This is a genomic window from Pseudomonas chlororaphis subsp. chlororaphis, from assembly GCF_003945765.1.
GTDB lineage: Bacteria > Pseudomonadota > Gammaproteobacteria > Pseudomonadales > Pseudomonadaceae > Aquipseudomonas > Aquipseudomonas chlororaphis.
The window spans coordinates 5,745,527-5,768,090 of record NZ_CP027712.1; the positions used below are offsets into that span (position 1 = coordinate 5,745,527).

The following is a 22,564-nucleotide window of genomic DNA, read 5'->3' on the forward strand; positions in this document are numbered from 1 at the left end:
TCTCACACGAAGGCGCGGTTTTCCGAATCCACTTCACTGGCCTGCCAGAGGATACGCGCGATGATGGAAATGCACGCAGCCAAAAACAGCGCGACAAAGGTCGGGGCAGTGATGCTGAGACTGATCAGGCGTTCGCCCACTGGCGCGTTCAGGGTGACCCAGACACTGAGCAACGGCTCGCAGAGAAAATCCAGCAACACCCACAGCCCCACGCCCCGGCCGACCTTGCCCAGGTGCACCGCCGCGGCACAGGAAAAATACTCGCCACGGGCATAGCTCTGGAACAGCCGGCGCAGATGGCTCAAGCCATAGGCCAGCGCCAGCAGGGGAATGCTCGACAGCAAAATACCGCCCAGGGTTTGCCACCAGGGAAAAGCGGCACCGGCAGCCAGATGGCTCGACAGGCCATTGCTCAGGCCAAACCCGAACCCATAGCCATTTTCCGCGCTCAACTGCGGAAACAGCCACAGCGCCGCGTTGAGCAGCAGCATGGCAATGATCAGTAACAGGGTGACAGCCGACATGCGCTGGCTGAAACGGGCAAGACCTTGGGACGTCATGGGAAGGCTCCAGAGGAAGGAATGTGGGAGAAACCATAAAGAATTAATTATCGTAAAACAATAATTAATTTCTGTTTATCGATCATTCAATTCATAAGCCCAGCGATACCCCCGGGGCTATGCTGAAAGTAATGGAGGCCATTGGAGAACGCTCATGAACGGTTTCCTGGTGATTTTCTTCACCCAGCAGAATCGCCGCTACCACGGCAAAATGCTGGGGGACTGGCTCGTCGACCTGGCCAATGAACTGGGCCTGCGCGGCGCGACCATGAGCACCGCCATCGAAGGCTTCGGCCACACCGGCCGGCTGCACTCCGCACACTTTTTCGAACTGGCCGACCAGCCCATCGAGGTCCGCCTGGCACTCACCGAAGAGGAGTCGGCCCGGTTGTTCGAACGCCTGGAGGACGAGGACATTGCGCTGTTCTACATCAAGACGCCGATCGAGTTCGGCACCCTCGGCAAAGAGGCCAAGGAAGCCGACGCGGGCGGATGACGCGCTGAAGACAGGTGCGCCCTCCTGGGTTACCGTACTAGCCTGACGTTGTGTCGAGGACAGTTTCATGGGCAAGCCCGCCCCCCGCAAAGACTGGGTCCACCGCGCGCCTCCCGCCCGGGGGCTGGAGCGTATCGAGGCGTTTTTCGCCGGGCATGGCTACGACCTGCACCGTCACGACACCTACGCCATCGGCCGCACGCTGTCCGGCGTGCAGAGTTTCCAGTACCGCGGCGGCTGGCGCCATAACCTGCCGGGCGGGACCATGGTGCTGCATCCGGATGAAGTCCACGACGGCGAAGCCGGCACCCAGGACGGTTTCCATTACCGCATGCTGTATATCGAGCCGGCGCTGATCCAGCAGATCCTCGGCGGCCAGCCGCTGCCCTTCATCAAGAACGGCCTGTCCACCGACCCACGCTTGTTCGCCGCCACCGACACCTTGCTGCGCAGCATGGACGGCCCGCTGGATCCGCTGGAACAGGAAGACGCGCTGTTCGATCTGGCCCATGCGCTGAATGCCGTGTCCGGCGTTTCCCGGCCGGCGCAGCGCTTCGACTATCAGGCCGCGGAGCGGGCGCGGGAATACATGCACAGCGCCCTGGACCAGAGCATCACCCTCGACGAACTGGCCACCCACAGCGGCCGCGACCGCTGGAGCCTGTCGCGGGACTTTCGCCTGCTGTTCGGCACCAGCCCCTATCGCTACCTGACCATGCGCCGCCTGGACCTGGTCCGGGCGCTGTTGCTGCAAGGCCAGCCGCTGGTCAGCGCGGCGCTGCTCGCCGGCTTTACCGACCAGAGCCACATGACCCGGCAATTCAGCAAGACCTACGGACTGCCGCCGGCGCGCTGGCTGAAAATGCACGGCCGCTGAACGCCGCCCGGCACGCACAATCGTACAAGAACCGCAGCACCGCGCTGATTACCGTAGAGGCCCGATCCCCTCTTTACGGAGCCGCAGCATGAACCCAGCCAGCAGCACGCCCATCACTTACCAGAGCCTGAATTTCGCCTACAAACTCAGCCTGTTCGACGACCACTGGCAAGCCCGCGTCATCGCCGAAATGAACGACTACCAGTTCAAACTGGTGAAGCTGCAAGGGGACTTCATCTGGCACGACCACCCGCACACCGACGAGACCTTTATCGTCCTCGAAGGCCAATTGCGCATCGACTTCGCCGACGGCCAGGTGACCATCAACCAGGGCGAGATGTTTGTCGTGCCCAAGGGCATGAAACACAAGCCGTACGCCGAGCAGGAGGTCAAGCTGCTGCTGATCGAACCCAAGGGCGTGCGCAACACCGGTGAAGAAGGCGGCGAACGCACGGCCGCCAATGATGTGTGGATCTGAGTTGCCCCGGGGTTGAGCCTCTGTAGCCGCTGCCGAGCGAAGCGAGGCTGCGATCGGCAGCGCAGCGGCCGTAAAGGCGGGCAATGCGTTCCTCAAGGCAAACCGCATGCGCAGGTTTGGCGAGGACTGCGTCCTCGTTCGCAGCCTCGCGGTGCTCGGCAGCGGCTACAGCACCGTCATCGGCTGCCACTCAACCGCGTTCGGCGGCTGCCGCCAGGCCTTGGCCTGTCGGCACTCGCAAACGCAGGGCCAACAGCGCCCCCAGCAGGGCGAGCAAGGCGCTGGCACCTACCGCCTGCTCGATGCCGACGGCCTGTGAGCCGCCCAGCCCGGCGTTGGCCAGGGACACCAGCAGCGCCAGCCCCAGCGCGCCGCCGATCTGCTGGCTGGTGGAGGCAATGCCCGCCGCCACGCCCTGCTCGCCCGGCGCGATGCCTTGCCCGGCCGAGACCCACATGGCGGTCCAGGTCATGCCCTGGCCGATGCTCTGCACCACGATGCCCGGCATCAGGCTCCAGAACCCCGCCCCGTCGGGCAGCGCCACATACACCCCGCCAATGCCCAGTGCGCCCAGGAGCAAGCCGCTGACCAGGGTCGCCCGCAGCCCGAAGCGCAGCAACGAACGTTCGGCCAGCCAGATGCCCACGGTGCACAGCAGCGTCGCCGGCAAAAACGCCACGCCGCTTTGCAACACGCTGTAGCCGTAGACCTGCTGGAAGTACAGGGCGAGGAAGTAGTACTGCACGCCGAAGCTGCTCATGAACAAGGCAGTAAGGAACATCGCCAGGCGCAGCTCGCGATGGGCCAGCAGGCGCAGCGGCATCAGCGGGTCGTGGCCACGCTGCTCGATCCACACGAACACCCCGAGCAGCAACAGCGCCAGCGCCCCGCAGCCCAGGGTCGCCGGGGCGCTCCAGCCCCATTCCGGGCCCTGGACGATGGCGAACACCAACAGCGTGCCGCCCACCGTCACGGTCAAGGCGCCGCTGAGGTCGAAACGCCGGCCGCGCTCGCGCTGGCCATCGGCCGGAATCCAGCGCCGGGCCAGCAAGGCACAGGCCCCAGCCAGCGGAACGTTGACCAGAAACACCGCCTCCCAGCCCCACCATTGGGTCAGCACGCCACCGAGCAACGCGCCCAGGGCCAGGCCCGCCGCCGAGGCCGCGCTCCACACTGCGAACGCTCGGTTGCGCGCCGGCCCTTCGGGGTAATGGCTGTTGATCAGCGCCAGCGTCGCCGGGAACAGCATCGCCCCGCCGACACCCTGCACCGCCCGCGCCAGCACCAGCAGCAGTGCGCTGCCGCCCAGGCCGCCAGCCAGCGAAGCCAGGGCGTACAGGCTTTGCCCGACGATATAGAAACGCCGCTTGCCCAGCAGGTCGGCCGCCCGACCGCCCAGCAGCAGGAAGCCGCCGAAGGCCACGCTGTAGGCACTGACCACCCATTGCAGCTGTTGCGCGGAAAACCCCAGGTGGCTGCCGATCTCCGGCAAGGCAACGAAGACGATGGTCGCGTCCAGGGCGATGATCAGCTGCGCGCTGGCCAGCAGGAGCAGCATCCAGCCTGACGGCCTGGCTGAAGAGGTAGCGGGCATCACGTCGAGTCCTTGTGTGGAAAATAAAGGGGGGATGAATCAAGGACTCTCAGTTTCTTTGATGCCGATTAGATGATAAATACCGTCATTGCTCTTTCAGTGATGACTTTAATCATGGATCTGAATGCCGTTCGTTTGCTGGTCCGGGTCGCCGAGACCCGCAGCTTTACCCGCGCCGCCGGCGATCTGCGGCTGACCCAGTCCGGCCTGTCGCGGGCCATTTCGCGCCTGGAGCAGCAACTGGGCGTACGCCTGCTGCAACGCAACACCCGCAGCGTCAGCCTGACCCCGGACGGCCAGCTGCTGGTGGAGCGCGCCGCGCCGCTGCTGGCCGAACTGGCGCAGACCGAAAGCCTGCTGCTGGACCGTCGCGACTCGCCCACCGGGCTGCTGAAAATCAGCACGCCGTCGCTGTTCGGACGCAAGGTGGTGATGCCGTTGATCGGACGCCTGACCGAGCAATACCCGGACCTGAGCATCGAGGCGGTGATGACCGATCGCCTGGTGGACATCGTCGACGAAGGCTTCGACGCCATCCTGCGCACCGGCGAGATCCAGGACCAGCGCCTGATCGCCCGCCCCCTGGCGCCGCTGCGTTGGGTCACCGTGGCATCCCCGGCCTACCTGGCGCGCCATGGCACGCCGCAGACGGTGGAAGAGCTGCAACAGCACAACTGCCTGACCGTGCGCAATTTGCGCAGCGGGCGCCTGGTGGACTGGCAGTTCATGCGCGACGGCAAGGTGCGCGATGTCAGCGTGCCCAGCCGGCTGATCTTCGATATCGGCGACGCGCTGGTGGACGGTGTGCTGGGGGGATTCGGCATCGCCCAGTTGATGAACTTCGCCGTCGAGGACGCCCTCGCCGACGGTCGCCTGGTGCCGATCCTGCAGGCCTTCTCCGGACGCAGCCGGGCGCTGTCGCTGGTCTACCCGCCGTCGCGCCAGTACTCGCCGAAACTCAAGGTCTTCGCCGACGCCCTGAACACCGTCAGCTGGTAAGCCCGACTGTAGCCGCTGTCGAGCGAAGCGAGGCTGCGTTCGAGGACGCAGTCCTCGCCAAACCTGCGCACGCGGTTTAGCTGGATGAATGCGGCGCCTGGTTTGGCGACCGCTGCGCGATCGATCGCAACCTCGCGGGCTCGGCAGCGGCTACGGGGGTAGCGGCGCAGGCGGTTCACAAGGCCAGGGTCTTGCCGTCCAGCGAGTCGCCAATCGTCAGGAAATGCCCGCCCGCCACATGGTGCAGGGTGCGCAAGGCATCGTGCCCGGTGAAATGCCAACGGCCGTCGCTGAACACTCGCTCATCGGCCTGGGCGGCGATGACCTCGCCGAGGAACAGGTCGTAGCGTTCATGGTTGTGCGGTTCCGGCAGCAACCGGCATTCGAGCCAGGCCACGCAACCCTCGAGCAGCGGCGCGTCGATCAGCTCGCCGGCGAAGGTCGGCAGGCCATAGCGCTCGAACTTGTCGCGGCCCTGGTCGCGGTTCAGTTCCAGGCCGGAAGTGGAACCCACGGTCTGCGCGATATCGACCTGGGCGGCGCACGGCACGTTGAGCACGAAGGTGCCGGAGGCTTCCAGCAGTTGCCGGGTCCAGGTGGATTTGTCGAGCACCACGGCGACTTTCGGCGGCTCGAAATCCAGCGGCATGGCCCAGGCCGCGGCCATGATGTTGCGCTGGCCGCCATGGGTGGCGCTGACCAGCACGGTCGGCCCGTGGTTGAGCAGACGGTAGGCCTTGGCCAGCGGAACCGGACGACGATGGGATGGGCTCATGGGTAAGGCTCCAGGAGAAAAACGTCGATTGTAGCGACATCCCGGTTCCGCACAGCAGTCGGGATTGGGCAATTTCCCTGGACAATCCATCCAGATTGACCGGGCTTATCCCTGACTTGCGGCTGCTTAGACTGGGCCTTCACCTCACAGGCTGAAGGAGCTTTTCCATGGCAGACCATTCTTTGAAAAACCACTCGTTGAAAGACAAGGTCGCGTTGATCGCCGGTGGCGCGAAGAACCTGGGCGGCCTGATCGCCCGGGACCTGGCCGCCCATGGCGCGAAGGCCATCGCCGTGCATTACAACAGCGCCGCCAGCAAGGCCGACGCCGACCGGACCGTGGCGGCGATCAAGAACCTGGGCGTCGATGCCCACGCCTGGCAGGCCGACCTGACCGCCGCCGCGGCCGTGGAGCAACTCTTCAGCGACGCCAAGGCGCATTTCGGCAAGATCGACATCGCCATCAACACCGTGGGCAAGGTCCTGAAAAAACCCATAGTCGAGATCAGCGAAGCCGAGTACGACGACATGTTCGCGGTCAACTCCAAGAGCGCGTTCTTCTTTATCAAGGAAGCCGGCAAGCACCTGGAGGACCACGGCAAGCTGGTGTCGCTGGTGACCTCGCTGCTCGGCGCCTACACGCCGTTCTATGCCGCCTACGGCGGGGCCAAGGCACCGGTGGAACACTTCACCCGCGCCGCCTCCAAGGAATTCGGCGCCCGCGGCATCTCGGTGACCGCCGTGGGCCCTGGGCCGATGGACACGCCATTCTTCTACCCGGCCGAAGGCGCCGACGCCGTGGCTTACCACAAGACCGCCGCGGCGCTGTCCGGCTTCAGCAAGACCGGCCTGACCGACATCAAGGACGTGGTGCCCTTCATCCGTCATCTGGTCACCGACGGCTGGTGGATCACCGGCCAGACCCTGCTGATCAACGGCGGCTACACCACCAAGTGAGGCCCGGCCTTCTGATCGACGGTTGTCATCGACCCGAGTAATCCGCCAAGGGGCGAGGTAGATTGGCGTTTGCGAAAGGCTTGCGTAGGAGCGAGGCTTGCCCGCGATCAGGGGCTGTCTGACACAACGCTATCGCGGGCAAGCCTCGCGCCTACAGAAAATACGCACCACACGCCTCGGAACAACGCCCCATTCATGGATAAGCTCGAGCAGTACCGTGTATTCATCCAGGTGGCTGACATGGGCAGTTTCATCAAGGCCGCGCACGCCCTTGAACTGCCCCGGGCTACCGTCTCGGCAGCGGTACAGCAACTGGAAACCGCCCTCGCCACGCGCCTGTTGCACCGCACCACGCGCCAGGTTCAGCTGACCGCCGACGGCGCGGTCCTGCTGGAGCGCGCGCGCCTGTTGCTGAGCGATGCGGTGGAACTCGAGCAGCTGTTTCACACCCGTCAACTGGACGTCTGTGGCCGGCTCAATATCGACGTGCCCAGCCGCATTGCCCGGCGCCTGATCGCCCCCGCCCTGCCCGAGCTTTTCGCCCGCTACCCCAGCCTGAAGCTGGCGCTGGGCTCCACCGACCGTTCCATCGACCTGGTGCAGGAAGGCGTGGATTGCGCGATCCGCGTCGGCGCCCTGCGCGATAGCAGCCTGATCGTCCGGCGCCTGGGTCACCTGGCCCTGATCAATTGCGCCAGCCCTGACTATCTGGCCCGGCACGGCCAGCCACAAACGCCGGGCGACCTGGCCGACGGTCACTGGATGGTCGGCTACGGCTCCCCCAGCACGGGCCGCGAACTGCCCTGGGAATACCTGGCCGAAGGTCACGAGCTGGAACTGAATTTGCCCAGCCGGGTGATCGTCAACAACGCCGAAAACTACATCGCCTGCTGCAGGGCCGGGCTGGGCCTGATCCAGATCCCGCGCTTCGACGTGCAGTACCTGCTCGACCGGGGCAAACTGGTGGAAGTCCTGCCCGGTTTTCGCCCCGCGTCCATGGCGATCTCCGCGCTCTATCCCAATCGCAACCATCGCTCGCGCCGGCTGAACGCCTTTATCGAATGGTTCGAAACCCTGATCGCGCCCCATCTCGAAAACGACCGGCAGGACTGACAGCGGCCCCACCCAGGCTGCTGGCTGCAGCCAGCCCATCAGCCGGACAACTGATGGGCGAACTGGCCGACGGCGCTTACCACCTTCTGCGCGCCGTCCTGGATCTCGACGATCACCGTGCCGGCTTCGGCGGCCAGGCCCAGGCCCTGCTCGGCCTGGGTCTTGCCGTCGGCCATCAGCACCACCGCGTCGCGGGCCATGTCCTGGTTGCGCCGGACCACGCCGACGATTTCGTCGGTGGCCTTGCTGGTGCGCGAGGCCAGTTGCCGGACCTCGTCCGCCACCACCGCGAAGCCGCGCCCCTGGTCACCCGCGCGGGCCGCTTCGATGGCCGCGTTGAGCGCCAGCAGGTTGGTCTGCTCGGCAATGTCGCTGATGGTCTTGACGATGCTGCCGATCACCCGCGACTGCTCGTTCAGCGCCTCGATGCTGTCACTGGCCTGCTGCATGTGGGTCGCCAGGTCGCGCATCACCTGCACCGCTTCGGTCACCACCGAAGAGCCGCGCTGGGCGCTGCTGTCGGTCTGCTGCGAGATGGTGTAGGCGATCTCCGCGGCGTCGGCGACGGTCTGCTCCTGCTTGACCTGCTCGGTGATCACCGTGGCGAATTTCACCACCTTGTAGAGCTTGCCGTTGGCATCGACCACCGGGTTGTACGAGGCATCGAGCCAGACCACGCGGCCGAGACTGTCGATACGCTTGAAGCGGTCGGCGACGTACTCGCCGGCATTCAGCCGCTCCCAGAACACCTTGTAGGCCGGACTGTTGTACTCCTGCGGCTCGCAGAACAGGCTGTGGTTCTGGCCCAGGATCTGCTCGAGGCTGTAGCCCATGCAGCTCAGGAACCGCTCGTTGGCGGTCAGTACCCGGCCATTGAGGTCGAACTCGATCACCGCGGTCGAACGCAACAGGGCCGCGATCAGGTTGTCATGCTCGCAGGCGGTTTCCACGGTCTCGGTCAGGTCATTGGCGATCAGGGAAAAGGACCTGAGTTGCCGCTCGGAGTTGAAGATCGGCTGCAGGCTCACCCTCAGCCAGGCGTCATGACCATCGCCACGACGCAGGCGCAGGGTGTCGTCGAAAGGCTCGCTGCAGGCCAGCGCCGTCATGAAACGCGAGTGCGCCTCTTCGGGCCGGGCATCGTCCGGCAGCAGATTGTCGATGGGCCAGCCCAGCAGCGCCTCGGGGGAATAATGCATGACCTGGGTGAAGTTGCGGTTCGCCACCAGGATCCGGCGCTGCGGATCGAGATCGACACTGAGCAGGGTGCGCTCGAAACCTTCCTTGACCTGCTCGAGCGCACGAAACTCCTCACCCAATGCGAGGAGCTTCTGATTCAAACGTTTATTGAACATGGATACACCGATAGCCTGTGATTGGAGACTGCAGCAGCCTCACCATCGGCGTTGGAAACGCGTTCTTGACGCGCTCAAGGCTCTTTAGGATTTATCTTCCATAGAGACAGGAAACTTCCTAACCACCCGCGCAGGGGCGCGCTGGCGTTGGAGCAGATCGTGGCCGTCGACCTGGCGGTCACTCGATACCCGACGTCATGGCCTGGAAAAGGCCTGACGCCGAGTCCGGGACAGGACTCAGTTGGACAATTGGCTGGCGAACTGGCCGACGGCGTTCACCACCTTCTGCGCACCGTCCTGGATCTCGACGATCACCGTGCCGGCTTCGGCAGCCAGGGCCAGGCCCTGCTCGGCCTGGGCCTTGCCATCGGTCATCAGCGCCACGGCCTCGCGCGCCATATCCTGGTTCTGCCGCACCACGCCGACGATTTCGTCGGTGGCCTTGCTGGTGCGCGAGGCCAGTTGCCGGACTTCGTCGGCCACCACGGCAAAGCCGCGTCCCTGTTCACCGGCCCGCGCCGCTTCGATCGCCGCGTTGAGCGCCAGCAGGTTGGTCTGCTCGGCGATGCCGCTGATGGTCTTGACGATGGTGCCGATCACCAGCGACTGCTCGTTCAGTGCCTCGATGCCCTCGCCGGCCTGCTGCATGTGCTTGGCCAGGTCGCGCATCACGTTCACCGCCTCGGTCACCACGGTGGTGCCGCGCTGGGCGCTGTTGTCGGTTTGCAAGGAGGTGCTGTAGGCAATGTTCGCCGCCTCGGCGACTGCCTGCTCCTGGTTCACCTGGTCGGTGATCACGGTGGCGAACTTCACCACCTTGTACAGCCGGTTGTTGGCATCGACCACCGGGTTGTAGGAAGCCTCGAGCCAGACCACGCGGCCGTAGCTGTCGATGCGCTTGAACCGCCCGGCGACGAACTCGCCGGCGTTCAGGCGCTTCCAGAATGCCTGGTACTGCTCGCTGTTGTATTCCTCAGGCTCGCAGAAGGTACGGTGATGCTTGCCCTGGATTTGCGCCAGGCTGTAGCCCATGCCGTGGAGGAAACGCTCGTTGGCCGTCAGCACGTTGCCGTTGAGGTCGAACTCGATCACCGCCGTGGAGCGGACCAGCGCGCCGATCAGGTTCTCGTGCTCGCGAGAGGCTTCGATGGTGCGGGTCAGGTCGCTGGAGTAGATCGAGAACTGTTTGATCCGCCCCTGGGAATCGCGAACCGGCTGGGAGATCGAGCGCAGCCAGGCTTCCTGGCCGTTGCCGCGCAGCAGGCGTACCGCGCCGGCAAAATGCTCGCCACGGGTCAGCGTCGCCTTGAAACGGTGGTGGAACTCATCGGTCTTGACGTGGGCCGGCACAATGTCCTCGATGTGACGACCGACCAGTTCGCTGCCCCTGTAGAGCATTTCCAGGTTGAAGTTGTCGTTGACCGACAAAATGCGTCCATCGGGATCGAGAACCAGCACCAGCATTTCGCTGTCGAGACTGTCCTTCACTTGCTGGAGGCTCGAGAGTTCTTCGCGTAGAGCCAACAGCTCTTGCTTCAAGCTTTTGTTGAACATGGGATGCACCGATGGGCTGTAATAGTGGGCAGCATTGTCTCTAGCCATCGGCGCTTGAGTATTTTTCTGAAGAGCCCATAAGACATATCCGACCAAAAAACTTTGAAACGCCTCGGGCCCCGGCCCTGCGGGGCTACGAGCCATGCTCCGGAGCCCGGAAGAGGGGCTATAGTCGTGCTCTGGAAAATCAACGGCAATCGACGGAGTGCAATCTATGGAGGCTTCACGCAAGGCCCTGTTCGACCAGGTGGCGACGCGTCTGGGACACGCTTTCGACGGTGAAATGCGCATCGGCGGCAACTATGTGCCCGCGGTGCAGAACGGCGACGAGGTGTACGTCAGCGGGCAGATCCCCCGCATCGACAACACCGTGAAGGTGGTCGGGCGGGTCGGTGGCGATGTTTCGCTGGAAGACGGCCGGTATGCCGCACGTATTTGCACCATGCGCGCCCTGGCGATCCTCGCCCAGTTGCTGGGCGATCTGCAGCGGGTGAAAAAAGTCCTGCGGCTCAACGTCTATGTGCAAAGCGCCGCCGACTTCACCCAGCAGAGCGAAGTCGCCGACGCGGCCTCCGAAGTGCTCTATTCGATCTTTGCCGAGGCCGGGGTACACACCCGCACGTCCCTCGGGGTCTATCAGTTGCCGAAGAATGCCGCGGTGGAAATCGACATGATCGTGGCCCTCGAACCGCTTCCCGCACCCCATGAGGACGTTGAGGATTAGGGTCTGTACGAAAAGTCGGCGAGCGAAGGTCAGGCAAGGCAAAAACAGGCGAGGAAGCGGAGTGTAGGGGCCTACATGAGCATTCCGAGCCTGTTTTTAACGCAGCATGACCGAGCGCAGCCACTTTTCGTACAAACCCTAGCTGCCATTGGTGCGGCACTGGCCCATGACCTGATACTCAACGGTCTTGAGCTGTCCGGCCGAATCCTCATAGGTCATGCGTGACGGCACCGGGTTGCAGGCCTTGGCCGGCGGCGTCACGTTGACCACCTTCTGGATGTCCAGGGGCATGCCGTAGCGATAGTTTTCCACCACCGGCGCCTCCTTGCCCTGCTTCGCCGCGTAGGCCGCCATGGCCTTCTCGTTCGCCTGCATGGCGCGGTCGAAGGTGCGGTCGCCGCCGCCCTCGGCCATGGCCAGGGACGACAAGGAAAGTACCAGGGCGGCGATACTCAATTTAAATAACTTCATGACTGTTTCCTCGTTTTGGTTAGTTGCAACGAGGATAACCAGCGGACCCTGTCGGGAAGATCACGGATACATTACTTATATGTAATAAACCCAAGACCGCTTCTTGCCATTGAGAAAACCCCATATAAAACAAGGCCTCCAACTAAAACCTAATACAACTTACAACTTCTATCCTTGCAGAATTGTAATAACCGGGTCACCTCCGCGTTATCTGTTGTTTGCAACTATCGACGCTGACTCCAGCCGTTAACCAGACGGTTCGCGAGTACAACTAACAAGAACGCCCCAGGCGACATAACAGCTGATAGCTGCCCATATCCAGGAGCAAACAACATGCGCACTCAAACCCGCTGGTCCCTGTCCGTGTTTTCCGCGGTACTGGGGCTGAGCCCGTTGGCCGTGAACGCGGCAGACGACCAGCCCGAAGGTTTTATCGAAGGCAGCAGCCTCAACGTGCTGGCCCGCAACTACTACTTCAATCGCGACGATCGCAAGGGCCAGTCCAGCCCCACCGGCAACGGCTATTCGGAGGCCTGGGCCCAGGGGCTGATCGGCAAGTTCGAATCCGGCTTTACCCAGGGCACCGTCGGTTTCGGCCTCGACGCCTTTGCCATGTATGGCCTCAAGCTCGACTCCGGCGCCGGCCGCAGTGGCGGTCGCGGGTCGTTCGGCATGCTGCCGGTGGACAGCGACAACCAACCGGCCGACAACTACAGCAAGGTCGGCGGCGCGGCGAAAATGCGCCTGCTCGACACCGTGATCAAGGTCGGCGACGTCTTCCCGAAGACCCCGGTGGTGCATTACGGCGACTCGCGCCTGCTGCCGGAAAGCTTTCGCGGCGCCACCTTCGAGAACACCAGCATCGACGGCCTGAGCCTCCAGGGCGGGCGCCTGCACAGCATGAGCCAGCCCGACAGTAGTAGCCTGCGCGACGGTTTCGCTACCTTCTATGCCGGCAAGGTCGACTCGCCCTGGGTCGCCTACTTCGGCGGCGACTACAGCCTGAACAAGCACCTCAGCTTCAGCCTCTACAGCAGCCGCCTGAAGGACGCCTGGGACCAGTACTACTTCGGCAGCGCGGCGACCTGGCCGATCTCGGACCAGTTCTCGCTGTTCGCCGGGTTCAACTATTACAAGGCGGTGGACGAGGGCAAGAAACTGCTCGGCGAGTTCGACAACGACATCTGGAGCGCCAAGATCGGCGCCACCTATGGCGCCCACACCCTGTCGCTGTCGCACCAGCGCAACAATGGCGACGACGACTTCGACTACCTGCGCCAGTCGGACTCGATCTTCCTCGACAACTCGATCCAGTACAGCGACTTCAACTCGCCGAAGGAACGTTCGTGGATGGTCCGCTACGACCTCGACATGCAGCCCCTGGGCATCCCCGGCCTGTCGTTCATGACCCGCTACGGCAAAGGCAGCGACGCCGACTACAGCAACGCCAACGCGGTGTACATGCGCCGCGGTGCAGACGGCAATCCGCTGACCAACCAGCGCCGCTGGGAACGCGATATCGAAGCCAAGTACGTGGTCCAGGGCGGCACGCTCAAGGACCTGTCGCTGCGCATCCGCCAGGCCACCGTGCGCTCCAGCAGCTTCGAATCCGACCTGGAGGAATTCCGCCTGATCGTCGAATACCCACTGGCCATTCTCTGAGCCCTTGCGCCGGGCGGGTGCAAGGGTCTGTCCGAAAAATCGGCGAGCGAAGGTCAGGCTGTTTTTAACGCAGCATGACCTGCATAGCGCGGAAGGCGCCCAACGCGCAGCCACTTTTCGGACAGAGCCTAAGTCCGCCCGACGTTAAAACTTCTTCACAGACGCCTGTCTTTCAGAACTGTAATATCGCCCTCACCTTCTCGTCAGGTTGGCCTTCGTATACTTGCCCGCATGCCCGAGCCGACAGCGCTTCGCTGGCGGCCAGCCACTTGCGGGAGATCATGTCTTGAAGCCTGCCCATCTGACTCCGCCTGGCCAGCCCAGCGCGCTTCCCAGCGATAACAGCAGCGAACGCGCCAGGCATGCCCTGGAACAATTCTGGCTCGGCCAGCAACAGCACAACGGCGAAAACAACCACAACGGCGCAACCGGCGCCGCCCCTCACAGAACCGCAGGGCCCCAGGCATGCACTGCCTCCCGCTGACGCCGGCCCACCCCGAGCACATTCATCTCTGAAGCGTTTTTTCGAATGCTCCTTTGGAAAGAGATGAATTTTTAGCGTCCCGCATGGGGCGCTTTTTTTTGCCCCCACGCCCCCCTGTAGCCGCTGCCGAGCCCGCGAGGCTGCGATCGACTGCGAAGCAGGCGCCGTTCTTGAAATCGCAGGAGGTCCTGCGACCAGCGTGGCCCGGACCATCGCAGCCTGCGGCAGCGGCTACAGGGTGTGCTCTCTGGATAAACAAAACCCCACGTGCGCATGACGCAGGCGGGGTTGGTTGACGCCGGTCGCGGGTCAGTCGTTTAGCAGGTCCTGCAGTTCCTGTTCTTCTTCCTTGCGGTGCGCCCAGTGGTACAGCGCCGGCAGCACCAGCAGGGTCAGGGCGGTGGAGGAGATGATGCCGCCGATGACCACGGTGGCCAGCGGCCGTTGCACTTCGGCGCCGGTGCCGGTGGCCAGGGCCATGGGGATGAACCCCAGCGACGCCACCAGCGCGGTCATCAGCACCGGGCGCAGGCGGGTCAGCGCGCCTTCGTTGACTGCCGCGGCGAGCATCCGCCCTTCTTCGCGCAGGTTGCGGATAAAGGCGATCATCACCAGGCCGTTGAGCACCGCCACCCCCGACAGCGCGATGAAGCCCACCCCCGCCGAGATCGACAGCGGGATATCGCGCAGCCACAGGGCCATGATCCCCCCGGTCAGAGCGAAGGGAATCCCGGTAAACACCAGCAACCCATCCTTGAGGTTGTTGAACATCATGAATAGCAGGCCGAACACCAGCAGCAGCGCCACCGGCACCACGATCTCCAGGCGCTTGGAGGCTTCCTGCAACTGTTCGAACTGGCCGCCCCAGGTGATCCAGTAGCCGGTCGGGATCTGCACCTGATCGCCAATGGCCCGGGTCGCCTCTTCGACGAAGGAACCCATGTCGCGCCCGCGCACGTTGGCGCTGACGATCACCAGGCGCTTGCCGTTCTCGCGGCTGACCTGCGCCGGGCCGAGCACCAGGTCGACGCTGGCGACTTCCGAGAGGGCGATGAAACCCAGTTGCCCGTTGACGCTGCCCGCGGCCGCCGCCACCGGAATCAGCAGGCGCGACAGCCCGTCGATATCGGTGCGCTGGGCATCGGACATGCGCACCAGCATGTCGAAGCGCCGGTCGCCCTCATACAAAATGCCCGCCTTGCGCCCGCCCACGGCAATCGCCACGGCGTCCTGCACATCGCCGACGTTGAGGCCGAAACGCGCGGCCTTGTCGCGGTCGACATTCACCGTCAGCACCGGTAAGCCGGTGGTCTGCTGCACCTTCACCTCGGCGGCGCCGTCAATCTTCTGCAAGGTCTGCGAAATCTCTTCGGCGGTCTTGTTCAGCACCTCCATGTCATCGCCGAAGACCTTCACCGCGACATCGCTGCGCACCCCGGAAATCAGCTCGTTGAAGCGCAGCTGGATCGGTTGCGACAGCTCGTAGACGTTGCCCGGCAGGCTGTTGCTGACCCGTTCGATATCGGCAATGATCGCCTCGCGCGACTTGCCCGGGTCTGGCCATTGCGCTTTGGGCTTGAGCATCAGGTAGGCATCGGAAATGTTCGGCGGCATCACATCCGAAGCGATCTCGGCGGTGCCGGTACGGGCGAACACCCGCTCGATTTCCGGGATCTGAGCCAGCAGGGTTTTCTCCAGGGTCTTCTGCATTTCCACCGACTGAGTGAGGCTGGCGTCGGGCACACGCATCGCCTGCTGGGCGAAGTCGCCTTCGCTGAGGCTGGGGATGAATTCACTGCCCATGCGACTGGCCACCAGGCCCGAGACCAGCACGCTGAGAACGGCCAGGGCAAAGGCCAGGGAACAGTGGCTCATCACCCAGCGCAGCACCGGCTCGTAGCCCCGGCGGGCGCCGCGCATGACGAAGTTTTCTTCCTCCTTGACCTTGCCGGTGACGAACAGCGCGATCGCCGCCGGGACGAACGTCACCGAGAGGATCATCGCCCCCAGAAGGGCTATCACCACGGTGAAGGCCATCGGGTGGAACATCTTCCCGGCCACCCCGGACAGGGCAAAGATCGGCAGGTACACCACCATGATGATCAGTTGCCCGTAGATCAGCGCCCGTCGCGCTTCCTTGGCCGCGGCGAAGACTTCGTGCAGGCGCTCGGAACGAGTGAGCATGCGCCCGTGATGCTGCTGGGCATGGGCCAGGCGGCGGATGGCGTTCTCGACGATGACCACCGCGCCGTCGACGATGATGCCGAAGTCCAGCGCGCCGAGGCTCATCAGGTTGGCGCTGACCTTGTTGGTGAACATGCCAGTGAAAGTGAACAACATGGCCAGCGGGATCACCATGGCGGTGATCAGCGCGGCGCGGATATTGCCCAGGAACAGGAACAGAATGGCGATGACCAGCAGCGCGCCTTCGATGAGGTTTTTCTTCACCGTGGCCACGGCCTTGTCCACCAGGTTGGTGCGGTCGTACACAGTGACTGCGGTCACGCCCTTGGGCAGCGAGCGATTGATCTCGGCGAGTTTTTCCGCCACCACCCGGGACACTGTGCGGCTGTTTTCCCCCACCAGCATGAACACCGTGCCGAGCACCACTTCGCGGCCGTTCTCGGTGGCCGCGCCGGTGCGCAGCTCACGACCGATGTCCACGGTGGCCACGTTGCTGACGCGGATCGGCGTGCCGTCCACGGTGTTGATCACGATGTTGGCGATGTCCTCGATGGACTTCACCTGCCCCGGCGCGCGGATCAGCAACTGCTGGCCGTTGCGCTCGATATAGCCGGCACCGACGTTGGCGTTGTTGCGCTCCAGGGCGGTCATCAGGTCGCTCAGGGTCAGGTTGTAGGCCGCCAGGCGCCTGGGGTCCGGAGCGATCTGATAGAGCTTGGCGAAACCGCCGATGGTGTTGATCTCGGCCACCCCCGGCACGTTGCGCAGTTGCGGGGCGATGACCCAGTCCTGGATCACCCGCAGGTCGGTCGGCGTATAGGCCGTGCCGTCGTCCTTGAGCGCGCCGGGCTCGGCTTCCACCGTCCAGAAGAAGATCTCGCCGAGGCCGGTGGAGATCGGCCCCATGCTCGCCTCCACGCCTTCGGGCAGCTGTTCGCGGGCCACCTGCAGGCGCTCGTTGACCAGTTGCCGGGCGAAGTACAGGTCGGTGCCTTCCTTGAAGATCACCGTCACCTGGGACAGGCCCGAGCGCGAAGTCGAACGGGTCTGCTCCAGGCCCGGCAGGCCGGCCATGGCCACTTCCACCGGGTAGGTGATGCGCTGCTCGGTTTCCAGCGGCGAGTAGCCGGGCATGCTGGCGTTGACCTGGACCTGGACGTTGGTGATGTCCGGCACCGCGTCGATCGGCAGTTTCTGGTAGCTGCCGATACCCACGGCGGCCATCAGCAGCACCGCCAGCAGCACGATGATGCGCTGCTCGATGGCGAATTGAATGATGCGTTCAAACATGGGAAGTCACTCTCCAGGGAAACACTCAGTGCGGATCAATGGCCGTGCTCGGCCGAGCCCTTGCCCAGTTCGGACTTGAGGATGAAGCTGCCGGTGGTCGCCACCTGGGCCCCGGCGCGCAAGCCTTCGCGGATCTCGACGAAGCCGCCTTCGCTGCCGCCCAGCACCACGGGGGTGGCCTGGAAACCGTCGGCGACGCGCACGAACACCGCAGGCTTGTCTTCCACGGTCTGGACCGCGCTCTGCGGCACGGTTACCCCGGCCTGGTAGGTGTCGGTCGCCACCTGCACCGAGACGAACAGCCCCGGCCGCCAGACATCGTCCGGGTTGGGTACGGTGACCCGCACCGTGGCGGTCCGGGTCTGCTCGCCCAGCAGGCTGCCGACATAGGCCACCGTGCCCTGCACCTGGGTGCCCAGCTCGGTGGACTGCACCCGGACCGGCTTGCCGACCCGGACCTTGTTCAAGTCCTTGGGAAACACGCCGAAGGTGACCCAGACCCGGGACAGGTCGGACAGGGTGAAGGCGGCGCTGGTCTCGCCCACCACCTCGCCGACGCTCAGGTGTTTTTCCACCACCACGCCGTCGAACGGCGCACGCATCTCATAGCGGTTGCCGCCCGCCAGCACCGAGCTGCCACTCAGGGCGTTCATCTTTTGCCGGGCATTGTTCAGGGCGATTTCGGCTTCCTGCAGGGTCTGGCGCGCCAGCAGGTAATCCTGCTCGGCGGAGATCTGGTCGACCCACAACTGGCGCTCGCGCTGGAAGGTGGTGCGCGCCAGCTCGACCCGGCGCTCGGCGGCGGCCAGTTCGCTGCGCTGGTCGGAGATCTGCTGGCTGGCGATCACCGCCAGCAGCTCGCCCTTCTTCACCGTCTGGCCGAGATTGACCGCCACCGACTCCACCACCCCGGCCGCGCGCGGCACGATGTGCGAGGTGCGGTCCTCGTCGAAGCGGATCTCCCCCGGCAGCGTCAGCAAGCTGCTGAGATTGCGCGGTGCGGCCTCGGCCAGCTGGATGTCCGCGGCCTTGATCTGCTCGGCACTGAGCTCGACCTTGCCCTCTTCCTCGGCATGTCCCTCACCTTCCGCTTGCCCCTCATCGCCTTCCCGATGCGCCTCGCCGTCCTTGTGCGTGTCCGCCTTGGCCGCGGGTTTCGCCTGCGCGGCCACCGGCGCCGCCTGGAACAGCTCCTGCCACATCAACCCGGCCACGCCGAGCGCGATCGCCACGGCCAACGCCAAGGCTGTGCTTCGTTTCTTGTCCATGCATGCTCCTGAAAAAATCGACTCGACGCGCCAACCGGCAACAGCGACGCGTCATGAGGTCTGTGGAAAAAAGAAATCGCCGAGCGCCCGATGCAGCTCATGCAGGCACCAATGGGACGCGCCCTCCTCGACCCGGCTCGGCAGCGGGACGCTGCAATCGGTGACCAGCAGCGCGCCCAGGCCCAACAGGACGAACAACGCGGTTCTCACAGCGTGCGATCGGGGCCGGCGAGATCGCCGTAGATGCGCTCGATGCGCACCCAGGCGTCGGTGGACTGGGCCACGGCGGCGATGTACTGGGTGCGGGCGCTGATCAGCGTGCGCTGGGCGTCGAGCACCTCGATGAAGTTGAACTTGCCCATCTCGAAGCCACGGGTCGCGGTGTCCACGGCGTTTTGCGCGGCTGGCAGGATCACCTGGTTGAACGACTGCACTTCGTTGCTGGCGGTGCTCCACTGATCCAGGGCCTGACGGGTTTCAGTGCGCAGGCGCAGCTCCGCGGCGTTGCGCAGATCCCGGGCCTGATCGGCGCGCCGCGCCGCCGACAGGACGTTGCCCTGGTTGCGGTTGAACAGCGGAATCGGCATCGACACCCCGACCAGGTTGACCCGCTCGCGCACGCTGGCGTCGTACTGGCTGCCCACGCTGATATCGAGGTCGGGAATGCGCTGGGCCTTTTCCAGCCCCAGGGAGGCTTCGCGCTGCACCACCTGCATTTCGGCCAGGCGCAGTTCAGTGGTCTGTTGCAAGCGCGCCAGCAATTGCGCCGAAGGCGGCAGCGAGGGCAGCCCGCTGGCCGGCTCCGCGACGGCGCTGAAGTCGGTGGTGGCGGCCCCGGTCACGGTCGCCAACTGGCGATAGGCGTTGGCCCGATCCATCTCGGCGCGGCTCAGCTCCAGGCGGACTTCCGAGAGCTGGACCTGAGCGCGGGTGGCCTCCACGGGCGAGGCCTTGCCCGCGCTGACCCGCCCCTTGGCCACCGTCAGCCCGCGCTCGGCCAGGGCCAGGGAGCGGCCGGCCAGATCGCTGCGCTCCTGGGCGCGCAAGGCGCCGTAGAAGGCCGCGATCACATCGGCGCGCAGCTGGTTGCGCTGGCGTTCCAGCTCCAGTGCCGCGGCGTCCTGGGCACGGCTGGCGACATCGATGCGCGCGCCGCGCTTGCCGCCCAGCTCCAGGGTCTGGCTGAGTTTGACGGTGGTGGTTCGCGAGCTGCGGCGGGTGTCTTCGGCGTCCCAGGACAACACCGGATTGGGGATCAGCCCGGCCTGCTGGCGGCCCCCCTGGGCGATGTCGATTTCCCAGCGCGCCGCCGCCAGTTCGGGGTTGTTGGCAAAGGCACTGGCCAGGGCGTTGTCGAGGCTCAGCACCCGGCTCTCGGCCGCCGCGGCGTCCTGCAGCGCGGCACTGGCCAACAACAGGACGCCGGACAATGCCCCGACTATCCAGGCAAGTTTTTTAATGAGGGTTGGCATAACGCGTTCTGGCCCCTTACCGATACAGAGTGACGGCGGAGGCTCTGCGGTGCGAGGAAGTTGAACCGGCACGACGCATCCACACTCCACCCATAAAACAACTAACAGGTGAGTATTTAGTGCCGGCCAAATGTAGCCTTCGGTACTTATCGACAGGGTGGCGCAAAGATTACAAATCCGTTAGCAAACGCTCTGCCACGGGCTTATGCATTAACATCCCGGCCATCGACCCGAGAGCAAGCTCAATAAATCCACAACTTGAAATATAGAGAAACAACTTCTCCCCGCACGACACTTCGAAGCTTTTAAATTCAGAACCTTTAAATTAATAACCTTGAAATCCACAACTTTGAAAGTTGAATCATCCAGCCCGTTACTTTCAACGAAGTTATGGGACTGCCCCACTGCATTAAACACCGAGGCTAATTCAGCATGCGCATTCTGGTGATCGAGGATGAACCGAAAACCGCCGACTACTTGCATCAGGGATTGAGCGAAAGCGGCTACGTCGTCGATTGCGCCAATAACGGCGCCGACGGCCTGCACCTGACCCGCCAGCACGCCTACGACCTGGTGATTCTCGACGTCAATCTGCCGGAGCTGGACGGCTGGGGGGTGCTGCAGCGCATTCGCCAGAACAGCAATACGCGGATCATGATGCTCACCGCCCAGGGGCGGCTGGTGGACCGGATCAAGGGCCTGGACCTGGGCGCCGACGATTACCTGGTCAAGCCGTTCGAATTCCCCGAGCTGCTGGCGCGGGTGCGCAGCCTGTTGCGGCGCAGCGAGCAGTCGCCGACCCCCGATGTGCTGCGGGTGGCCGACCTGGAGCTGGACCAGGGCCGCCACCGGGCGTTTCGCGGCAAACAGCGCATCGACCTGACCACCAAGGAGTTCGCCCTGCTGCACCTGCTGATGCGCCAGAGCGGCGTGGTGCTGTCGCGGACCCAGATCATCTCGTTCGTGTGGGACATGAACTTCGATTGCGACACCAATGTGGTGGAAGTATCGATCCGCCGCCTGCGGGCCAAGATCGACGACCCGTTCGAAAGCAAACTGATCCACACCCTGCGCGGCGTCGGCTACGTGCTCGAAGAGCGCGACTGAAGCGCTGTAGCCGCTGCCGCAGGCTGCGATAGGTCCGAAGGACCTCCGGCGCGCCCAAGAGCGGCGCCCGCTTCGCGGTCGATCGCAGCCTCGCGGGCTCGGCAGCGGCTACAGGGACTACAGGTGATTAATGTACGTGCTCTTCGTGCCCCTGTTCGTGAAAGCCGGCCTGTTCGACCTGGACCGTCACATGGGAGATATCGAAGCGCTCGTGCATCAGTTCGGTGACCTCGGCGAGGATCTGCTGCTCGCTGCGCCGCCCCAGGTCGGCCACCAGATGCGTGCTCATCACGTTCTTGCCGCTGGTCAGGGCCCACAGGTGCAAGTCGTGCACCTCGGTCACCCCGTCGATGGCGCGGATGCCCTGCTCGACCTGATCGATATCGATGCCGTCCGGCACGCCTTGCAGCAGCACGTTCATGCTCTCCCTGAGCAATGTCCAGGTGCGCGGCAGCACCCAGAAACCGATGGCCGCCGCCACCAGCGAATCGACCCAGCCCCAGCCGGTGTACATGATCACCAATGCCGCGACGATCACGCCGATGGAGCCGAGCATGTCGCTCCACACCTCCAGGTAGGCACCCTTGACGTTGAGGCTTTCGGCGCTCGCCGAGGCCAGCAGGCGCATGGAAATCAGGTTGACGACCAGCCCCAGCACCGCGATCACCAGCATGCCCGTGGACTGGATTTCCGCCGGCGCAGACAGGCGCTGCCAGGCCTCGAACAGGATGTAGAAGGCGACCACGAACAACAGGAGGGCGTTGAACGCCGCGGCGAGAATCTCGAAGCGCGCATAGCCGAAGGTGCGCTTGCGATCGGCTGCGCGCTTGCCGACCTGGATCGCCACCAGGGAGATCGCCAGCGCCAGCGCGTCGGTCATCATATGGGCGGCATCGGACAGCAGCGCCAGGCTGCCGGTGACAAAGGCGCCGATCACCTCGGCGATCATGAAACTGCCCGTCAGCCCCAGGGCCATCCATAACTTGCGTTCGTGTCCGGCCCGAACCTGTCCGTGACTGTGCCCTGCGCCCATGAAAGCCCCCACCTGTGGAAATCGTCGTGGCTGATGATAGCCGGCCCGGACAGCCGGCCCCGGCAAAATGACGCAATGGTCATGCTGCTGCCATCTGGCGGTTATGGGTGAC

General features: G+C 64.2%; 20 protein-coding genes and 2 pseudogenes. 9 read left to right on the forward strand and 13 right to left on the reverse strand.

From position 1 onward, the window contains the following. Positions 1-2: 2 nt before the first annotated feature. A complete protein-coding gene (locus tag C4K27_RS26060; RefSeq protein ID WP_053262637.1) occupies positions 3-560 on the reverse strand; it encodes a DUF2975 domain-containing protein in 558 nt (185 codons plus the stop codon). 154 nt (positions 561-714) lie between these two features. Between C4K27_RS26060 and C4K27_RS26065 the strand changes: the two genes are divergently transcribed. The 3 genes from C4K27_RS26065 (at position 715) to C4K27_RS26075 (ending at position 2,411) form a co-directional block, all read left to right on the forward strand. Beyond that, positions 715-1,056, forward strand: coding sequence for a DUF190 domain-containing protein (locus C4K27_RS26065; RefSeq protein ID WP_053262638.1), 342 nt, complete (start codon positions 715-717; stop codon positions 1,054-1,056). Between the two features lie 67 nt (positions 1,057-1,123). Further along, positions 1,124-1,933 (forward strand): AraC family transcriptional regulator, encoded by an 810-nt coding sequence (locus C4K27_RS26070; protein ID WP_053262639.1) that lies wholly within the window; start codon positions 1,124-1,126, stop codon positions 1,931-1,933. Between the two features lie 88 nt (positions 1,934-2,021). Further along, on the forward strand, positions 2,022-2,411 hold the full coding sequence (locus C4K27_RS26075; RefSeq protein ID WP_053262640.1) for a cupin domain-containing protein: 390 nt from the start codon (positions 2,022-2,024) through the stop codon (positions 2,409-2,411). A 190-nt stretch (positions 2,412-2,601) separates the two neighbouring features. Here C4K27_RS26075 and C4K27_RS26080 read toward each other — a convergent pair whose 3' ends face one another. After that, positions 2,602-4,005, reverse strand: a complete 1,404-nt coding sequence (locus C4K27_RS26080) for an MFS transporter (RefSeq protein WP_053262641.1) — start codon at positions 4,003-4,005, stop codon at positions 2,602-2,604. A 114-nt stretch (positions 4,006-4,119) separates the two neighbouring features. Between C4K27_RS26080 and C4K27_RS26085 the strand changes: the two genes are divergently transcribed. Further along, positions 4,120-5,004 (forward strand): LysR family transcriptional regulator, encoded by an 885-nt coding sequence (locus C4K27_RS26085; protein WP_053262642.1) that lies wholly within the window; start codon positions 4,120-4,122, stop codon positions 5,002-5,004. Between the two features lie 175 nt (positions 5,005-5,179). Here C4K27_RS26085 and C4K27_RS26090 read toward each other — a convergent pair whose 3' ends face one another. Then, positions 5,180-5,779 carry a flavin reductase family protein gene (locus C4K27_RS26090; protein WP_053262643.1) on the reverse strand — a complete coding sequence of 200 codons (600 nt, stop codon included), beginning with the start codon at positions 5,777-5,779 and terminating at the stop codon, positions 5,180-5,182. Between the two features lie 182 nt (positions 5,780-5,961). Between C4K27_RS26090 and C4K27_RS26095 the strand changes: the two genes are divergently transcribed. Together C4K27_RS26095 and C4K27_RS26100 are read left to right on the forward strand one after the other, a co-directional pair. After that, positions 5,962-6,735 carry an SDR family oxidoreductase gene (locus C4K27_RS26095; RefSeq protein WP_101339488.1) on the forward strand — a complete coding sequence of 258 codons (774 nt, stop codon included), beginning with the start codon at positions 5,962-5,964 and terminating at the stop codon, positions 6,733-6,735. Positions 6,736-6,930: 195 nt separating this feature from the next. Then, positions 6,931-7,848, forward strand: a complete 918-nt coding sequence (locus C4K27_RS26100; protein WP_053262645.1) for a LysR family transcriptional regulator — start codon at positions 6,931-6,933, stop codon at positions 7,846-7,848. A gap of 38 nt (positions 7,849-7,886) precedes the next feature. On the opposite strand, the gene C4K27_RS31810 is transcribed toward C4K27_RS26100, so the two are convergent. The 4 genes and pseudogenes from C4K27_RS31810 to C4K27_RS31825 all read right to left on the reverse strand — a co-directional run. Next, positions 7,887-8,447 carry a methyl-accepting chemotaxis protein gene (locus C4K27_RS31810; RefSeq protein ID WP_256580935.1) on the reverse strand — a complete coding sequence of 187 codons (561 nt, stop codon included), beginning with the start codon at positions 8,445-8,447 and terminating at the stop codon, positions 7,887-7,889. Beyond that, positions 8,430-9,203: pseudogene (locus tag C4K27_RS31815) on the reverse strand (PAS domain-containing protein); the annotation flags it as partial. The gene C4K27_RS31810 and the pseudogene C4K27_RS31815, both read right to left, overlap by 18 nt. Before the next feature lie 237 nt (positions 9,204-9,440). Continuing rightward, a complete protein-coding gene (locus tag C4K27_RS31820) occupies positions 9,441-9,872 on the reverse strand; it encodes a methyl-accepting chemotaxis protein (RefSeq protein ID WP_232539795.1) in 432 nt (143 codons plus the stop codon). Positions 9,873-9,980: 108 nt separating this feature from the next. After that, positions 9,981-11,048, reverse strand: a pseudogene (locus C4K27_RS31825) (PAS domain-containing protein); the annotation flags it as partial. On the opposite strand from C4K27_RS31825, the gene C4K27_RS26115 reads away from it, so the two are divergent. Further along, positions 10,972-11,481 carry a RidA family protein gene (locus tag C4K27_RS26115; RefSeq protein ID WP_007928830.1) on the forward strand — a complete coding sequence of 170 codons (510 nt, stop codon included), beginning with the start codon at positions 10,972-10,974 and terminating at the stop codon, positions 11,479-11,481. The pseudogene C4K27_RS31825 and the gene C4K27_RS26115 overlap by 77 nt on opposite strands. 138 nt (positions 11,482-11,619) lie before the next feature. On the opposite strand, the gene C4K27_RS26120 is transcribed toward C4K27_RS26115, so the two are convergent. Then, positions 11,620-11,952, reverse strand: coding sequence for a DUF2790 domain-containing protein (locus tag C4K27_RS26120; RefSeq protein WP_053262648.1), 333 nt, complete (start codon positions 11,950-11,952; stop codon positions 11,620-11,622). 333 nt (positions 11,953-12,285) lie between these two features. Here C4K27_RS26120 and C4K27_RS26125 point away from each other — a divergent pair, with 333 nt between their 5' ends. After that, positions 12,286-13,614, forward strand: coding sequence for an OprD family porin (locus tag C4K27_RS26125; RefSeq protein ID WP_053262649.1), 1,329 nt, complete (start codon positions 12,286-12,288; stop codon positions 13,612-13,614). 793 nt (positions 13,615-14,407) lie between these two features. Here the strand turns inward: C4K27_RS26125 and C4K27_RS26130 are convergent. From C4K27_RS26130 to C4K27_RS26140, 4 genes are read right to left on the reverse strand one after another with little or no spacing between them, the layout of a single operon-like run. Then, complete coding sequence (locus tag C4K27_RS26130; protein ID WP_053262651.1) at positions 14,408-17,572, reverse strand: efflux RND transporter permease subunit; 3,165 nt, start codon at positions 17,570-17,572, stop codon at positions 14,408-14,410. Positions 17,573-17,607: 35 nt separating this feature from the next. Continuing rightward, a complete protein-coding gene (locus tag C4K27_RS26135) occupies positions 17,608-18,840 on the reverse strand; it encodes an efflux RND transporter periplasmic adaptor subunit (protein ID WP_053262652.1) in 1,233 nt (410 codons plus the stop codon). A 51-nt stretch (positions 18,841-18,891) separates the two neighbouring features. Further along, positions 18,892-19,050: a hypothetical protein gene (locus C4K27_RS31325; protein ID WP_155500345.1), complete on the reverse strand. Its 159-nt coding sequence runs from the start codon at positions 19,048-19,050 to the stop codon at positions 18,892-18,894. Continuing rightward, positions 19,047-20,312 (reverse strand): TolC family protein, encoded by a 1,266-nt coding sequence (locus C4K27_RS26140; RefSeq protein ID WP_053262653.1) that lies wholly within the window; start codon positions 20,310-20,312, stop codon positions 19,047-19,049. The genes C4K27_RS31325 and C4K27_RS26140 overlap by 4 nt, the downstream gene beginning before the upstream one ends. Before the next feature lie 432 nt (positions 20,313-20,744). On the opposite strand from C4K27_RS26140, the gene C4K27_RS26145 reads away from it, so the two are divergent. Then, positions 20,745-21,419 carry a heavy metal response regulator transcription factor gene (locus tag C4K27_RS26145; RefSeq protein ID WP_007930804.1) on the forward strand — a complete coding sequence of 225 codons (675 nt, stop codon included), beginning with the start codon at positions 20,745-20,747 and terminating at the stop codon, positions 21,417-21,419. Positions 21,420-21,546: 127 nt separating this feature from the next. On the opposite strand, the gene C4K27_RS26150 is transcribed toward C4K27_RS26145, so the two are convergent. Further along, positions 21,547-22,452, reverse strand: a complete 906-nt coding sequence (locus C4K27_RS26150) for a cation diffusion facilitator family transporter (RefSeq protein WP_007930163.1) — start codon at positions 22,450-22,452, stop codon at positions 21,547-21,549. Positions 22,453-22,564 lie beyond the last annotated feature (112 nt).